10 protein-coding genes are annotated in these 16,749 nt (G+C 40.5%); 3 read left to right on the top strand and 7 right to left on the bottom strand.

The genetic code is table 11. The features are described from left to right. Position 1 precedes the first annotated feature (1 nt). From HPC41_RS02670 to HPC41_RS02660, 3 genes are all read left to right on the top strand, one after another. A complete protein-coding gene (locus tag HPC41_RS02670) occupies positions 2-3,367 on the top strand; it encodes a SusC/RagA family TonB-linked outer membrane protein (RefSeq protein ID WP_172392435.1) in 3,366 nt (1,121 codons plus the stop codon). A 14-nt stretch (positions 3,368-3,381) separates the two neighbouring features. Beyond that, entirely contained in the window at positions 3,382-4,917 is a 1,536-nt protein-coding gene (locus tag HPC41_RS02665; protein ID WP_172392434.1) for a SusD/RagB family nutrient-binding outer membrane lipoprotein, read from the top strand. A gap of 165 nt (positions 4,918-5,082) precedes the next feature. Further along, positions 5,083-7,554, top strand: a complete 2,472-nt coding sequence (locus HPC41_RS02660) for a phosphocholine-specific phospholipase C (RefSeq protein WP_172392433.1) — start codon at positions 5,083-5,085, stop codon at positions 7,552-7,554. Positions 7,555-7,666: 112 nt separating this feature from the next. Here the strand turns inward: HPC41_RS02660 and HPC41_RS02655 are convergent, their stop codons facing one another. The 7 genes from HPC41_RS02655 to HPC41_RS02625 are packed head-to-tail and all read right to left on the bottom strand — an operon-like array spanning position 7,667 to position 16,743. Next, positions 7,667-9,010, bottom strand: coding sequence for a TlpA family protein disulfide reductase (locus HPC41_RS02655; protein ID WP_172392432.1), 1,344 nt, complete (start codon positions 9,008-9,010; stop codon positions 7,667-7,669). An 11-nt stretch (positions 9,011-9,021) separates the two neighbouring features. Then, entirely contained in the window at positions 9,022-10,248 is a 1,227-nt protein-coding gene (locus tag HPC41_RS02650; protein ID WP_172392431.1) for a thioredoxin family protein, read from the bottom strand. Positions 10,249-10,292: 44 nt separating this feature from the next. Next, entirely contained in the window at positions 10,293-11,786 is a 1,494-nt protein-coding gene (locus HPC41_RS02645; RefSeq protein ID WP_172392430.1) for a retropepsin-like aspartic protease, read from the bottom strand. Positions 11,787-11,832: 46 nt separating this feature from the next. Continuing rightward, the gene (locus tag HPC41_RS02640; RefSeq protein ID WP_172392429.1) at positions 11,833-13,005 is read right to left on the bottom strand and encodes a TlpA family protein disulfide reductase; all 1,173 of its coding nucleotides are present in this window, start codon (positions 13,003-13,005) and stop codon (positions 11,833-11,835) included. A gap of 2 nt (positions 13,006-13,007) precedes the next feature. Continuing rightward, positions 13,008-14,387: a TlpA family protein disulfide reductase gene (locus tag HPC41_RS02635; RefSeq protein WP_172392428.1), complete on the bottom strand. Its 1,380-nt coding sequence runs from the start codon at positions 14,385-14,387 to the stop codon at positions 13,008-13,010. Positions 14,388-14,412: 25 nt separating this feature from the next. Continuing rightward, entirely contained in the window at positions 14,413-15,966 is a 1,554-nt protein-coding gene (locus HPC41_RS02630; protein ID WP_172392427.1) for a PKD-like family lipoprotein, read from the bottom strand. 9 nt (positions 15,967-15,975) lie between these two features. Beyond that, positions 15,976-16,743, bottom strand: a complete 768-nt coding sequence (locus HPC41_RS02625) for a DUF4843 domain-containing protein (protein ID WP_172392426.1) — start codon at positions 16,741-16,743, stop codon at positions 15,976-15,978. Positions 16,744-16,749: the final 6 nt, after the last annotated feature.

Below are 16,749 nucleotides of genomic sequence, written 5' to 3'. Positions count from 1 at the left end.
TATGAAAAGAACCAATTACTATTTAAAAATTATGGGGGGAGCACTGCTATTTCACTCTTTAGCGCTTCAGACCATGGCTTCTCAGTTTACTACTGGCGAAGGAATCGGAACTATCCTCACTAAAATGGAGAAGAAGTTCAATGTCAAATTTGGGTATGATGCCGCTATATCTAGTCAAAAAATCAATGCAATGGCTGATGTTGATCACCTCAAAAAAGATCAGATCGTTCAGTTTATACAGACGATTTCCAATGGAAATCTGGAAGTCAAGAAAATTGATGACAAGCTGTATGTTATTTCGAAAAGTAATAATGGTGTTGCCAGGAGAGATGTAATTGTTCCAATCGGTGTTCAAAAAGAGCTTCATGGTAAAGTTGTCGATCAGGAAACCGGCCAACCTGTTGTTGGAGTTACGGTGCGGGTGAAGGGCCTAGCTACAGCAGCAACAAGTGATGAACACGGTAATTTCAAGTTGCCAGGGACTTCGGAAGGGGTTGTCTTGCAGATTTCCTATATCGGTTATGAGACTAAAGAAGTCTCAGCTACGCATGCTGGATTAATTAAATTATCGAAGTCTTCCGAAGCTTTGGAGGAAGTTGTAGTCACGGCCCTGGGTATTAAACGGGAGCAAAAATCGCTAGGGTATGCAACGCAAAGTATCAAAGGGGGGGATTTGACCCGGGTAAAAGGAGTCGATGTCGGAACGACATTAACTGGACGCGTCTCAGGTGTCCGCGTGTTGAATAGCACAGAATTTAATAGTACGCCAGAAATTCAGGTTCGGGGCCTGACGCCGATCTTGGTTATAGATGGTGTTGCCTATGAAAATATGACATTGCGCGATGTTCCTGTTGATAACATTGAGGACATGACAGTTTTAAAAGGTGCGACGGCAACAGCATTGTATGGGAGTATCGGAGCGGGGGGAGCCATCATGATTACCACAAAGAAAGGGCTTGGTGAAAAAGGAACCGAAATTACTGTAAACAGTAATAATATGTTTTTTTCCGGTTACTTAGCGCTCCCAAAGGTCCAGAGTAGCTATTCTTCAGGTGAGTCCGGAAAGTTTAACAATAATGACTATGTATGGGGAGATAAATTGGACATTGGCCGGAAGGCAAAACAATGGAATCCTTTGACAAAGCAATTGGAGGAAATGGAATTGCTGTCCAGAGGAAAAGATAATTTTCATAATTTTTTGGAACCCGGATTTATTTCCAATAATACGGTAAGTTTTACAAATCAAGGTGAGTTTGGGAGTATCCGAACCTCAATAAATCATATTTATAACAAAGGCCAATATCCCAACCAAAAATTAAATATGACAAACTTGTCGGTTTCTGGGCAGACGAAAATAAGCAATAAGTTTGATCTTGAAACCAGGCTGGCCTACAATAGGAATTCATCTTCAAACAATTTTGGCTCAGGGTATGGAGATCAGGGATATATCTACAATATCCTTGTCTGGACGGGGCCGGAGTATGATCTTAAGCAATATAAAGATTATTGGGTAATCCCTGATCAGAAACAAAATTGGATGTATAATGGATGGTATGATAATCCTTACTTAATTGCGTACGAGAAGATCACGCCAAGCTTGAGTAATAAATTAAATGCCGCCGTTACACTGAATTATAAAGTGGGGGATTGGGGTAAATTGATGTTTAGAACGGGTTATGACTATTTAAGCGAGTCTAAAATACAGCAGAATCCGATTGGTATTTATGGCACTCGTGGTGGCTTTAAAGATTTTGGAGGATTTGACAGTAAAGGGAAGTATATGAAGGCTAAATATGATGGTTTTAGCTCTAATAATGATTTGATTTTTACGGGTAAAAAGACATTTGGCGATTTTACTTTGGATGGATTGGCGGGGGGCGCGGTTTTTTACCGTCAAAATAATAGCTTGATATCCAGAACAATGAATGGACTGTCTATTCCTGGGTATTATTCATTGAGAAACTCCATTGATCCGGTCAACTCCATTGAGTCTCGCGTGAAGGAGATGCGTAATGCAATCTATGGAAGGTTATCTATCTCATGGAAAAATGCAATATTTTTGGAGGCAACTGGACGTAATGACTGGTCATCGACTTTGTCCAAAGAGCATCGTTCTTATTTCTACCCTTCTTTGTCTGGAAGCGTTATTGTCTCCGATCTATTGGACAATAAACCCCAGTGGTTGGATATGTTGAAACTCCGCGGTTCCTGGGCTGTAACGAAGACGGTCCCAGACCCCTACGAAATCAATCAAGTCTTTCGGGTAAACAACAATGTGTGGGACGGTGCGCCAACAGCAACATATGCGGTTACCAATCCTGATTATCAATTTGATATTAAGGATTTTTCCATTTCCCCTACACAGCGTGATCTTACAGAGATCGGATTTGATTTTGCTGTTCTTAAAAACAGGTTATATGGTAATTATACTCGTTACTATCGTTTGTTACATAATCAGGCAATTTATAATAACATATCTTCCTTTACAGGTTTCAGATACCGATTAATCAATACACATGAAGAACGGATGACCAAAGGTCATGAAATCACATTAGGCGGTATTCCGATCAATCGCAATCAATTTAAGTGGGACGTCAGTTTGAATCTTTCTCAAAATTTGGAATATTTTCACACATTGGATCCCCGCTACTCAGGTGATGCATTGTATATACAAAAGGGGCTAAGAACCGATTATATCCTTTCAAAAGATTGGGAACGGTCACCAGATGGACAAATAATCCTTAATAAATCAGGTATGCCTATTTCTGCAAATTATGCAGCGCAATTGATCGGGTATTCTGCGCCGAAATGGTTTTGGGGATTGACAAATCAATTCAGCTATAAGGATTTCTCATTATCATTTAGCTTAGATGGAAGGGTCAAAGGGATGTCCTATTCAACGATGAACGCTCGTTTATGGCAAACAGGTGCACATCCGGATTCTGATAATGAATATCGCTATGAAGAAGTGGTCAATGGGAATAAAACTTTTATAGCCCCAGGCGTGAAAGTCGTCTCCGGAACAGTCAAGTATGATAATTATGGTCAAATTTTAGAGGATACCCGTGTGTTTGAAAAGAATGATAAAGTGGTGTCTTATGAGTCTTATTGGAAATCAGCTTATTCGGGAAGACAAAACTACTGGGATGAGACTTTTGTCAAATTACGCGAGTTATCTATCAATTATACGGTGCCCACTGCCTTTGCTCAAAAGATCAAAGCCAAAAAGGCCAGTATCGGCGTCACTGGGCAAAACTTATTTTTATGGACAAAGGAATATAGGTTTTCTGATCCCGATCGAGGACAGGAAGACTTGAGTTCTCCATCAATGCGTTACATTGGCTTTAATTTGAACGTGACCTTTTAAATTTATTGAATACAATGAAAAATAGATTCAACAACTATACATGGGGAATAGCCGTGGCCTTATTATTTGCTACAATGGGCTGTTCCAAATTTGAAGAGATAAATACAGATCCTGAGATGCCCAAAGTCGTTAATTCGTCGATGATATCCGAACGGATCATTTTAGGATTGGCAAATCCCCCTTCCCAAAAATCGTTTATGCAACCTTATATGTTGACCAAGCAGGTCGCGTGGACTGAACTTCCAGAGGGCTATCAATACAATAATCTTGGTGAAGAGGAATCCTCACTCACGGGCCTGAATGATGCGCAGTATATGGTGGACTTTGCCACAACTGACGGCTTGGCAAAATCTTATGCAGGCATCATGCATTTGGCACGTGCAATACGTTTTTTTGAGGGTACAATGAAGCTGGGCGATATACCCTATCGGGAAGCACTGCAAGGTGAATCCGAAAAAGTATACTTTCCTAAATATGATCTGCAGAAGGATGTCTTTTTGGGGATATTGGCTGAATTAGAAAAAGCGGATCAGTTGTTTCAGGCCGGAGATAAATTCACCGGAGATCCGGTTTATGCTGGTAACACTTTGCAATGGCGGAAATTTACCAATACCTTTGCATTAAATGTGCTCATTCAACTCAGCCGCAAGGCTGCTGATCCTGATTTGAAGGTGAAAGAACGCTTCAAAAAAATCGTTGATAGCGGCGTTTTGTTTGCTTCAAACGCTGATAATTTTCAATTGATACGTGCGGATAAAAGTGGCCAGACTTATCCTTTTTACAAAGTGAGCAATAGTTTTGTAATTTATCCGATGGTGTCTTCGGAAATAATAAATCCATTGAAACAAAAAAAAGATCGACGTCTTTTCTATTATGCGGCACCGTCTGCTTTAAAAGTTGCTAATGGTAAACAGCAAAATGACTTCGACGCTTACGTTGGTGTAGATCCTTCGTTGCCTTTCGGTGATATTGCAGATATCGTTGTAACGAAAGACTTTTCGAAATTAAATGATCGCTATTCTGAACTCGTCACTGGAGAGCCAACACAACAATATTCCTATGCACAATTCTGTTTTATTATGGCAGAAGCGACCGCACGTGGATGGATCGGTGGCGCTGCTGTGGATTGGTATAAAAGAGGGATTGAGGCATCTATGAAATTCGCGGCGGATAATACACCAAATCAAGATCAGTATACTCATAAAATGTTTATGGATGCAACTTATATTAGCGCGGCAATTGCAACATATGGACAGGAATTTCCCCAAGAAATCGAAAAGCAAATTGCGGAAATTATTTTGCAGAAATATCTGGCTAGCTATCTTCAATTGAGCTACACGCCTTACTATGATTATCGTCGCACCGGCTACCCTGTCTGGAAGGTCAATCCAAGTTCGAGCATGAACTCGGAAGCTACAGACAAAATCCCGGTTAGGTGGAAATATAAAGATCGAGAGTATAACTATAACTCTGAAAATGTGAAAGAGGCTGTCAAGCGGCAATTTAACGGAGTAGACGATCCAAATCAATCCATGTGGCTTCTTAAATAATATTTAATGCATTGATCTATTGATTTAATGTGAAAAAGCTATCCCCGTGCACCTTATCAATCGTGTGCGGGGATTTTTGTTAAAAACGTTACATAAAAAGCGCTGGCGAATGAATATATTCGTTGGTATACCATTTGAATTTATAAGAGAGACAAGAAATATTTTATGGATAGTAGAAGAGATTTTATCAAGAAGGCGTCTTTGTTGGCTGGTATTTTTGGTTTACAGAATGCTGTTCCAGATGCGATACAACGTGCGCTAGCAATTGAACCGGTTGCAGGGAGCTCATTTTTAGATGCTGAACATATTGTTTTATTAATGCAGGAAAACCGTTCATTTGACCATAGTTTTGGCACGTTGCGCGGTGTGCGAGGATTCAATGATCCAAGGGCAATTCAATTGCCTAGCGGCAATCCGGTATGGCTGCAAGCATCGGCCTCAGGCAAGACTTATTCGCCTTTTCGATTAGATATAAAAAACTCCAATGCCGCCTGGACAGGAAATCTTCCTCATTCTTGGGAAAATCAAATGGCAGCACGTAACAAAGGTAAACATGATAACTGGATTGAAGCAAAACGCCCGGGAGGGAAAGTGCTGAGTGAAATTCCGTTGACCATGGGTTACTATACCCGTGAAGATATTCCTTTCTATTATGCGCTGGCTGATGCATTTACGATCTGTGACCAGCACTTTTGTTCTTCCATCACAGGAACGACGACCAACCGGCATTTTTTCTGGACAGGAACTTGTGTACCCCATAAAGGTGCAAAACCTTTGATCCGCAACTCAGATATTTATTTTAACCGTTGGGCACATTGGAAAACCTTTCCTGAACGTCTGCAGGAAGCCGGTATTCCCTGGAAGGTATACCAGAATGAAGTCAGTATGGAGAGTGGCCTGAATGGGGAAGAATGGCTGGGCAATTTTACAGACAATAACCTGGAATGGTTTTCGCAATATCATATAGAATTTAAGAAGAGCCATCTGGAATTTATGCGCAAGCGTATTTCTGAACTGCCTGCTGAGATCCAGGAGCTTGAAAAAACATTGGCGAATAATGGAACTGAAAGCGTCCAGAAAACCCAAAATAAGCTTAAGCAGAAACAAGAGCAGTTGCGAAGCTATAGGAAGCAGCTAGAACGGTTGACCGAGCAGGCGTTTCAAAAGCTCCCAAAGGAGCAAATCGCATTGCATGAACGTGCTTTCCAGACAAATGAGGATGACGCGTTTTATCGTGAGACGACTTCAGTATTACACGAAGGAGAACAGATTACTGTACCAAAAGGGGATGTATTACATCAGTTTCGGAAAGATGTAAAGTCTGGGAATTTACCTACTGTATCTTGGCTGGTTGCACCACAATGTTTTTCTGATCACCCGAGTGCACCGATGTACGGGGCTTGGTATGTGTCCGAAATTCTGAATATTCTGACTGAAAATCCTGAAGTTTGGAAGAAAACAATTTTTGTGCTCAATTATGATGAGAATGACGGTTATTTCGATCATATTCCACCGTTTGTAGCTCCTAATCCGGCAGATGCCCGGTCCGGAAAAACTTCAGCAGGATTGGATTATAGCGATGAATATGTGAGTTTGGAACAGGAACTTGCCAGTGGCGAGAAACAGGAGCATGCCACCGAGGGGCCGGTTGGTCTGGGCTATCGGGTGCCATTGATCATCGCATCTCCATGGAGCAAAGGTGGCTGGGTTAATTCGGAGGTGTGCGACATCACTTCGACCATTCAATTTATGGAGTATTTCTTCGACAAGAAGCTTGGTAAGGATGTGAAAGAACATAACATCAGTTCGTGGCGCCGTGCCATTACGGGAGATCTGACTTCGGTATTTCGGAAAGCAGAAGGTGGTGTTCATGTGGAGTTGCCTTTCTTGAACCGTAACCAACAGATTTATGCAATTGATCAGGCCAAATCCAAACCTCTACCAAATAACTTCCATGTATGGACTGCTGATGAAATGCAAGCCTTACAAAATACAGGAAAGGCTGCACAATTGGCAAGACAGGAAAAAGGCCAAAAAAACTCCAATGCGCTGGCTTATGAGTTATATGCAAGCGAATCTGTTGATAAGGACAGCGTAAAACTGACGATGTCCGCTGGGAATAAGCTATTCGGAACGAAATCCTTAAGCAGTCCTTTTAATGTGTATAGTGGACCGAGCTATAAAGATGGTGTCAGTTTCTGGCCTTTTGCGGTGATTGCAGGTGAAGAATTGAGTTTTGACTGGAATCGTGCTGACTTTAAAGATGGATATTATGATTTAACCGTATACGGGCCAAATGGATTTATGCGTAGCTTTAAAGGGGATAGGGAATCTTTGTCCCTGGTCGCAACTTATGAGATCGGGAAAAAAGGTATTCCCACGGGAAACCTGATCTTGGAAGCGAGCAATAAAGGAGACAAGGTGCTTCATGTGCAGGTGAAAGATAATGCTTACAGTTCCTGGAAGAAAAATACCGTATTGGGTGCTGGTAAATCTATCAAGTGGGTTGTAGAATCCCAGAAAATAAGTGGTTGGTATGATATTACTTTGCAGATTGTCGGAAGTAAATTTGTTCGCCAATTTGCCGGTCGTGTAGAAACGGGCAGCCATTCGAAGACTGATCCACAATTGGGATAATAATCACCAGATATAAGTTGCTGCTATGAATTTGGCTAACCCATTTCTAATATAGAGAAAGCCCCTAGTTTTATAATTGGGGGCTTTTGTGTTTTGAGTTGATATTCGGTTTTTATTTTTTAATCCAATCTTCAAGCAAAGTTTTTAATTTTGGATCGCTTGGTCTTGGACTATCTGCTGTGATTAAGTTCCCAGCTTTGTCAATCAGCAAATAACGTGGAATAGAATTGACTTTGTAAGCATTTGAAAGTTCGTTGTCAGAACCAGCATGCAGCTGGATACCTTTTAACTTTTTCTCTTTCACGTAGCTGTCCCATTTGGGTTTGTCTTGATCTACTGATACACCGACAAAGGCTACAGGTTTTCCATTGAATTCTTCATTTAATTTCTCCCAATGTGACTCTTCGGCACGACAAGGACCACACCAGGTCGCCCACATGTCAATCAAAACAACTTTGCCTTTAAGATCTGCAAGACTTGTTTTCTTTCCATTTATATCAGGATAATTAAATTGAAATGCAGGAACACCTGTTTTGGTTTCGACCAGTCGTGCTTCTACAGCTTTTGATCGTTCGAGTTGTTCGGGTAGCGTAAAATATTTTTTATATTTTTCATTCATTTCTTGAAAGTCACTATACGAACGTGCTCCCTCAAGTCGTTGCAATACATACTGTGCTTTAAGTACGTCTGGACCTATTGCCGCTACTTGTTGATCAAATGTTGGTTTGGAGGAAAGATCCAGCTTCCGGTAAATTATATTACTCATAAAGCGATCGCCGTAAGGAAATTTTAATAATTCCGTTGTTAGGTAACGGTCAGCATTGAATTGTGTATAAAAGTCGCTCATTTCCTCTTTGCTTGGGTGTGCGCTACATGGCATATATAGGTAGGATATGGCATAATAAGCGAAATCGTAATCCACGAGTTCAGGGAAAAATTTGTCGAAATTCGGATTCCCGGTCTTGACGCTCTTTTTGATACCGTCTAATTTTCCTTTGAACTGCTCAACTTCGGGAAAGAAATCGACATAGGTACTTATTCCTCCTGGTGTTGTACCTTTATCGTGGAATGTTTTTGCTTGTTTGTCCCAAGCGTAGAGCGTCTCATTTTCAGGGCTATTTTTACCCGTAAGCTCATAGTCATTTTGTGTCAGTTTGAGATTCAGATTTTCATTGCCTTTGAAATAGAAACGAAAGAGGCCTTGCTGATTTTGGGCATTACCACTGCCGAGTGCATATAAACCTTCATACTCAGGTGTAAAGCGGAACGCGAATCGTCCTAACACATCGGGAGTGGATGTTGCTATCTCCTTTAACCGTCCGTTCAATACTTTAAATAGGCCGACACGTTTTACTTTTGTGGCATCTGTCGTTCCGGTAATGTTGCTTTGCTGTTGTGCAAATACGACAACTGAGCAAGCCAGGGTGGTGAGCAATAAAATGGTTTTTCTAATCATGATATAGAGCGTTAACTTAATTTAAATGGAATAATTTTCTTAATATCCTTGGCCTTATATAAGCTGGTGTCTTTTTTTGCAATGGCTTCTTTTAAATCCAGCAGGTCCTTTTTATCTATTGTTAGAAACGGAGATGCTAAATCTGATTTTAATAGCTTTTCCATCCATTTGGAAGCCTGATCAAAATCTTTTAAATAGTAATGTAACAGGGTCAGCCGATAACTGTCCACAGGATCCAATCTTTTTCGTTGTTCTTCTGCTAGATATTCCGCCCGTATAGATTTCAGGATTGTCGGATTTTTTGACTGATCCAGAATGACTGTTCCGAAGGCGTTGCTCCGTTCGTCCCAAGTAGGATAGAGTTTATATTGGTCAATCAGCGTAAAATAGGTTGCTGCATCTTGGGAGCCAGTATAATAATCGGTAACGAATCCAGGCAAAAATACATCCCATAATTTATCATTGAATGTGGGACGTATATAGGCCAACATGATTTTCAAGCTATCTAGCTGCTGTGCTGTCCCATATTGTTTACTTTTTGCTTTGGCAATTGTTGAAATTTTGTTGCGGAGTAGATTCCCACCATATAGTTTAATCAATTTTGGCAGATTGTCATAAGCCCAATTATTATATTTTGTGAAGGAAGTAACACTATTTGCCAAAAAAGCAGTCTCAGCGAACAGATCCTTTTGTTGCCCGAGATAACTTTCGAGTTCCGTAAAATTATGCTTTTCACCTGTTTTGATAAAACGCTCACTGTAAGCGGCGGGATAGCTATTGTCCAACGTATTGTTAAATGCGAGGTATTGTCCAGATTTATTGCGCTGGACAGCATCCTTTAATAGGGGAACAAATCGGTCTACGCCAAAGAAACCAGATTCGGTCATTAGCGTTCTACCTTCGGGGCTTACGATAACATAGGTTGGAAATCCCGGAGCACCATATTTTCGTGCTAATTTCTTTCCGTCCGTTTCTTTCATCACATCTGTTTTGTACAGAATATAATTATCATTGAGTTCTTTAGTAACAGCCGGATCCGGAAATACTTGCTTGTCCATTTCCGCGCAGGGCATACAGCCAACAAAGTACAGATCTATCAGAATGAGTTTGTTTTCCTTTTTTGCCTGTGCTTGGCATTCCGCATAAGTCCTGAGGATTTTTTTTTCCTGGGCAATAGCCTCCATTGAAATGAATACGCCGTAATAGGCTATGATAATATAAAAAATAAGCTTTTTCATATGATTTGTTTTGAGAATTGAGGGTATTATATGTTTTAGCGTGATTAGATATTTACGGTATGATCATCAGTCGTTGTAATGGAAATGGATTCTCCCGTTGCTTTTAATCGAATCTCATCTATGAGGGATGGATTTTTTTTCAATTGATCGACCGTATAACTGTCTATGCGTTGGATCAATGTGCCTGTTTTCAGACCACTTGGTGCGTCGGCAGCACCTACAGCGCCAAGTGCTTTCAGCTTCCCGGTATTATCCCAGCCAAACTGATAATTCTTAATTAAAAAATCCTGCGGATGGTCATGTAAACTATTGGGGGAGAAATATACCTCGCCTTCTGCCAGATTTATGGTGATATTATAGCGGCTTAGTAGGCGAACCCCAATTGAACCATCAAAGCCAGGCTGCCAATGTTCATTGCCTGCACTGCCGCCCATTAGTGTTACAGGTAAGCCCTGCATAGGGGGGAGGGGAGAAATGGCAAATTGGTAGCTTTTGCCTACAAAGGTGGGCGAGGAAACACCCATGCTTACGGTTGCGGCCTGCGCCTCGGCTTTGAATCCGCTAACAAGCAGTTTGTTTTGACATACAAAGGGACGGAAGCAGATCAGGTCGTATGAAGCGCCTGTATCGAAAACGAAATGTCCAGAGTAACTCTTATCCTTGACAATCTCAAGCTGCCCGGATAGTATCATTACCCCCGCAGGCATTGTAATCGGTACGGCAGTTCCCTTACCCTTGTATTGAAAATCGCCAAAATCGTACAATGAAATCGTATTTTTATCGTAATCGATGTGTGTGATAAATTGGCGTATCAGGGTATTACCAATAATGCCATCACCTTCTTTGCCCATTTCAGGAAAGATCGCAATACCCTGCCCTGCCAGTTTAAGCGTGTCCAATAGAATACTATTGTTGTCAGATACCTGAATTTTTGTGTTACCGCCGACGACAGAAGCGTTGTTTTCACGCGTTACCTTTAGGCCAATATCATCGGCAAGTTGCTGGTTTACCGCCATTCCGTCTGCCCCAGTGTCAAACAGGAGTCTTAATGGCCTTTCATATCCATTGATTTTGACCTGCAGGTAAATGGAGCCATTCTTGTTTTCAAAAGGAATAACCGCCCGTAATTTGGGAGCGTTCTCTCTTTTTAACCCATATAGTTGATCAAAAAGACTGAAATATATTAATTTCCCCTTATGATCAACTAGCGCTTGATTGCTTGTTGTCTTGCCCTTTGTATCGGTAACCTCTATTTGAAGTAATGTTCCTTTTTTAGTTTTCTTGTCCGATAGAATATTGGCTGCTTTTAGGGGATAATTTTTGATAATTTGGTTTAAGCGGAAGCTGGCTCCAGCACCAGTATGTCCAGCTATGGAAAAATTTGGCGCCAGCTCAGCGCTTATGAAAGAGCTGTCTTTTTGTTCAAAGCAAGTGAGTAGTTTGGCCGGCAATTGGGTTGCGAGCTGAGCTTTTGACCACGATGCTAAGGCTGTTAACAGCAAGAGAGCTCCGGCTTTTATAATGGATTTATAAGTCATGGCAATACAGAATAAATTAGCGTATTTAGTGAAGGATGTAAAAGGATTAGAAGCCGTAGATCTTTTTCAGCGTAATGTCAATGTCGTCTGTTGCCGAGGCTACAACGCGCAAAATGATTTTTCCATTTTCATCCAAGAGGATTTTTGTTGGAAAACCACTGATCTGATATGCTTTCACAATATCCATTTGCTCTTTGTTCTCGTTGTTTAGCACATTTGTCCAAGACAAGTTGAGTTCTTCTATGGCTTTGCGCCAGCTCGCTTTGGATTCCTCCAGTGTTTTGCCCCTTTCTTGGGCAATACCGATGATTTCAAAGCCTTTATTTTTGTAGCGATTGTAAAGTTGCTGGAGGTGCGGCATACTTGCACGACAAGGGCCACACCAGCTGCCCCAAAAATCAAGTAGAATGATACGCCCTTGCATCTTTTCTAATTGAAAAGGCGTTCCGCTAGCGGTGATTCGTGAAAACAGTGGTGCGGTTTTCCCTTTCGCAGTCACGCTTTCTTTTGCGATTGTCGAAGCTACTGTTGTCCCCATTTCTGTTGATTTGTAGTTGGGATCAAGACGGTTAAATGCTAATTTATAGTCTTCGGAAGTATAGCTAGACTTCATTCTGTATAGCAAAAACAGACTGACATAGGATTTAGGATGATCTTCTATAAATTTTTTCTGAAGAGCGATTTCCTTTTTGCCCAATTGGCTAAGTTGCTCGAGTATGATTTTGCCCTCTGTAGGTTCTGAGCTTATCTTTCCTTGGAGAATAGGTCTGTATAATGTATTTTTTTGCTTTACAAATCCCGCTGTCGACTGACGCAGGTTATTATATTCATTGTTTTCTTTCCCGCCTTTAACCTGCGCTAAATCAAGTTCCTCGGCATTGGCGTTTATAAAGATGTCATCTTCAGAAATAAAAATATTGAGCGGATAGCGCATGGCTTGTTTTATTGCGCTGGCGTTTGGTTCTTTGCCAATAGTCCTTAAGGTAGCATCAACTACCCGTGCTTGTTTTGGGATCTTGATTTCAAATGATCCATCATTTATTGGAGTTGCAAAACCGACCCTTTTGCCTTGACCATCAATAAAAGAAACGCTTAACTTCGTAGCGGGCTCTGCCGCAGATGATGTAATTTTTCCTTTGATTATAACGCTATCCCCCTGCGCAAACAGAAGCGAGGGAGATAACGTTAAAAATAGGAAGTAAATCCAAAGTTTGTTCATACCTATTTCGTTGCTAATACTTTTTCCAGGAGTTGTTTTAATTCTGGGTTCGATGGACGCGGTGAATCTATGGTGACAACTTTTCCCTGTCTGTCAAAAACCATAAAGCGCGGAATACCCGTAATTTTGTAATATTTGGCAAAATCTCCCCATCCGGAAGCAAAAAGTTGTAAGCCACCAAGTTGCTCATCCTTAATCATTTTTAGCCACTTCGTTTTATCTTTTTCTTCATCAACCGAGATACTTACCACCTGAACATCTGTACCGTGCATTTCTTTTTCAAGTTTTTTGAGATGCGGTATTTCTGCTTTACAGGGGCCACACCAGGTTGCCCATACGTCGATTAAAACCACTTTTCCCTTTAAATCGGCAAATTTTATGGTTTTCCCGTTATTGTCAGGAAAAGAAAAGTTAAGCCCTTGGTCTCCACTTTTTAGCTGAGCCATGTCATTCATGATGCCAATAGCACGTTTCTTTTGACTTGCAGTCATAAAATATGACTGGTACTTATCCGCGGCTTCCTTATAACTGGCATAATCTTTTTGTCTTGCTAGATAATTCAGTATAGCATCACCCTTTAAAGTGTCATTGGGAAGGAAATCCAGATCTTGCTGGAGACCAATGATGCCTTTTCCCGGAGGAATATTCGCCGTACGACGAGATACAAATGAGATGGCGTTCAAAGTGCGGTTTGCCCAAGGAGTTTGATAGACTAATGCTGCGTTTTTTGCGAAATTGGCTAACGTCAGGCTTTTGTAGTAATCCGTATATTCTTCTACTGCAGGATGTGCTGAACGTGGCGTATTGAGGAAGTTCGTCGCGTTGGCGGCAAGATCCCATTGGATATAATCCTGCAGTTTGCTGTCAAACCTGGGGTTTCCACTTTTATTATTTTTAGTGAAGGTATTTGCTTTGGCAACAGCATGCTCCAGGTCGGGGAAGAAATCGACAAAAGTACTTTGAGCTTTCATCCAGTAGAATGCCTTTTGTTCTACTGGACTTATTTCGTCGTGCCAACGGCTGAGAATCTGATTTTCTTTGCTGTTATTCGTTCCGGTCAATTGGTAATTTTTTTCGGAGATGGTAAACTCAAGTTGGTCGCCCGGCTTGAAATAAAAGATATTATTATCGGTTTGACTGCCTGTTGTTCCCGAACCAATGGCGTAAAATCCTTCGTATTCGGGGTAGAACGTGAAACCAAACTTTTTATCCAATTGAGGTTGAGCTGAAGCAATCTCAACCATATCACCTTCTAAAACCTTAAAAAGCTTAACCGGTTTGACAAATTCCTTGTCAAATATGCCTTTGATTTGAACTGGTGATTGAGCGAAAATTGTACTAATCGCGAATATTGTTAATGAAGTTAAGATATGTTTTTTCATTTAGTATTTTATAAGTAATTGTGGACTAATAAGACCAGGGATAAGTATAATCGGAGACGGATGGCGCAATGTAGATGAGTGATCGTGCTATTCCGGTCCCTTCGAGCGTCTGTACAGGATTTGAATCTAAATTACCCGAGTTTTTTGTAAACATTTTAATTTTATAATTCGACCCGATTTTTGTTCCAATGACGACGAAATTGAAAGCATATCCCGATTCTGAGTATTTTAGATGTTTGATAAAAGTAACCTGTTCACCTCCAGCGGTGCTAAACTGCAATTGTTCAAAACCATTGCTAAGATTTCTACTATATACTTGGTTGTTGTTGACAAAGTAGAGGAGATTTTCGTCTTCGAATAATAAAGTATGCAGGCTCGCTTCGTATAATTTAGAGGAAGGTCCTATGCTATCTTTTTTTATTTTTAGGACAAACTTGTTCTTTTCTAGCGTACAGAGGGATTTTAAACTAGGGTCAGTTTTGTCCTGCAATATTGCATAACCAACCGTTTTGTAGTAATAATCGGGGGCCGGTAAATAAATATTAGACTTCATTCCCAAAAACAACGCTTTTTGATTGTTATTTGTCGTGCTGAAATCATTGGTAGCATCATTTGAAAATATGGTCATACTGGAGCCGGATCCATTTGCGAGCGTGACGAAATTTCCGCCTAGGTTATCAAATAGAATAGGGTCATTGCTAGCACCAGAGATCATAAATTTTGATAATTCATAGGCGCTATTCTTTCCATCAATCATCGCTTTGTTTCCAAACTGACCAGTATTAGCGCTCATAGCATAGATATTATATAGCTGTCCATTATTAAGAATATAATTAGCGCTACTTCCTACAAAAGCTCCCGTAGTTCCGGATATCGTTTGTGGCCCTCCTAAGAATAAATTCTGCTTATCCCTTATTTTCTTTAGATTATTGACATTAATAGCTTGTATATCTTTTTCTGTTACAAGAAATAATGCCCGGGTATTAGAATAAGAGCTGGGGTTTAACACATTGCTTTTGTAACTGGAAGAAAAGCTGATGAAATTTGCCTTTCCTGCTATTTTTTGATTATTTGCAGTACTGTATACATTTTCGATTTTTCCATTTACCACATTATTTTGCGGGGTTAGGTGTAGATCTAAATCCGAGTTATTACCATCGTCTTTTAGGACATACCAACCCCGCGTAAACTGTGTACTTACAGTTACGGTGGCATTCTTGTATTGGGTATAGCCTGTTTTTTTGTTTTTCACAATACAAACGACAACCCAGTCCTTGGCATCCTCGGTGATATAATAGCTTAGATTTTGGTTACGGGAGATTGTGTCCAATGGTTCGCTTCTACCTTGTACATTTGTTTCGTAAAATCCCCATCTATATTCTAACTCACCTTCTTTATTTGATTTTGCAGAGGGGGATATTTTTAAAGTATCTTTTAGTGAAATGACTGTGTATTTTGACTCAATTCCTTCAATATCAATGTGCTCCTTTTCGCTATAGTCATAGTTGCTTTTATCTTTTGAACAGGATAAAACCAATAGAAATCCTAGGAGTAATAGGTAAATATTTATCTTTTTCATCGCTTCTGATTAATTAGGGAAAGTAATGAGATCACCGTTTTCAGCGCGTAAGGGCGCATCAGGATGTTGCTTATTGTAATCTATCACAGCCATCCCAAGGACAGATTTATAATAGTTCATTTGATCTAGAGGTAGGGTCGCTATAAAGTTTTGATCCCAACGCTGAGCCGTAACCTCGATCATAAATTCATGTTTTCGAACGCTGTATGCTCCGAAATAATAGGTGGAATAGGAGGCTGTCCAAGCATTTGGTTGGCTTAGGCGATCAGTAAACTGTAGCTTTCGCCAGGATTTGGTGGGTTCACCGATAGCAAAGTTAGCGTTAGCGACAATGGAAATACCGAGATTGACGGTCTTACTTTTTAATTCGCCATCTCTTAAAATAACGATCGGTACCCTTGCGTGTACAGAGTCGGATTTGATAACGTAGAGATCAGCGACAGCAGGATCATCAAATGGGATAAAGTGTTTTCCCGGGACTGCATTTTCTATGCCCTGCAATTGGACTTGTTGAAGCTGATATTTTCGGTCTTTTTTTGATGTTTCGCCCACGGTGTAGATATCAAAATATACGGTATCTTGCTTCGTGTCCTGTGATTCGTAGAAGAATGTTTCAGATTTTAACGAGTCGGTATATTCATTGAGTTTGAGCGTCGAAATGGGTGGCCCAAATTGGACTCTTGGAATATCATCAAATATATAATATTGGTCTTTTTTGCAGCTAATGAACGAGATGCATGCGATACCAACTATAATTAATATAAAATATGGTTTCATAATGGA

Origin of the sequence: Sphingobacterium prati (assembly GCF_013167215.1) — a bacterium.
Taxonomy (GTDB): Bacteria; Bacteroidota; Bacteroidia; order Sphingobacteriales; family Sphingobacteriaceae; genus Sphingobacterium; species Sphingobacterium prati.
This window is presented reverse-complemented; position numbering and strand designations above follow the sequence as displayed.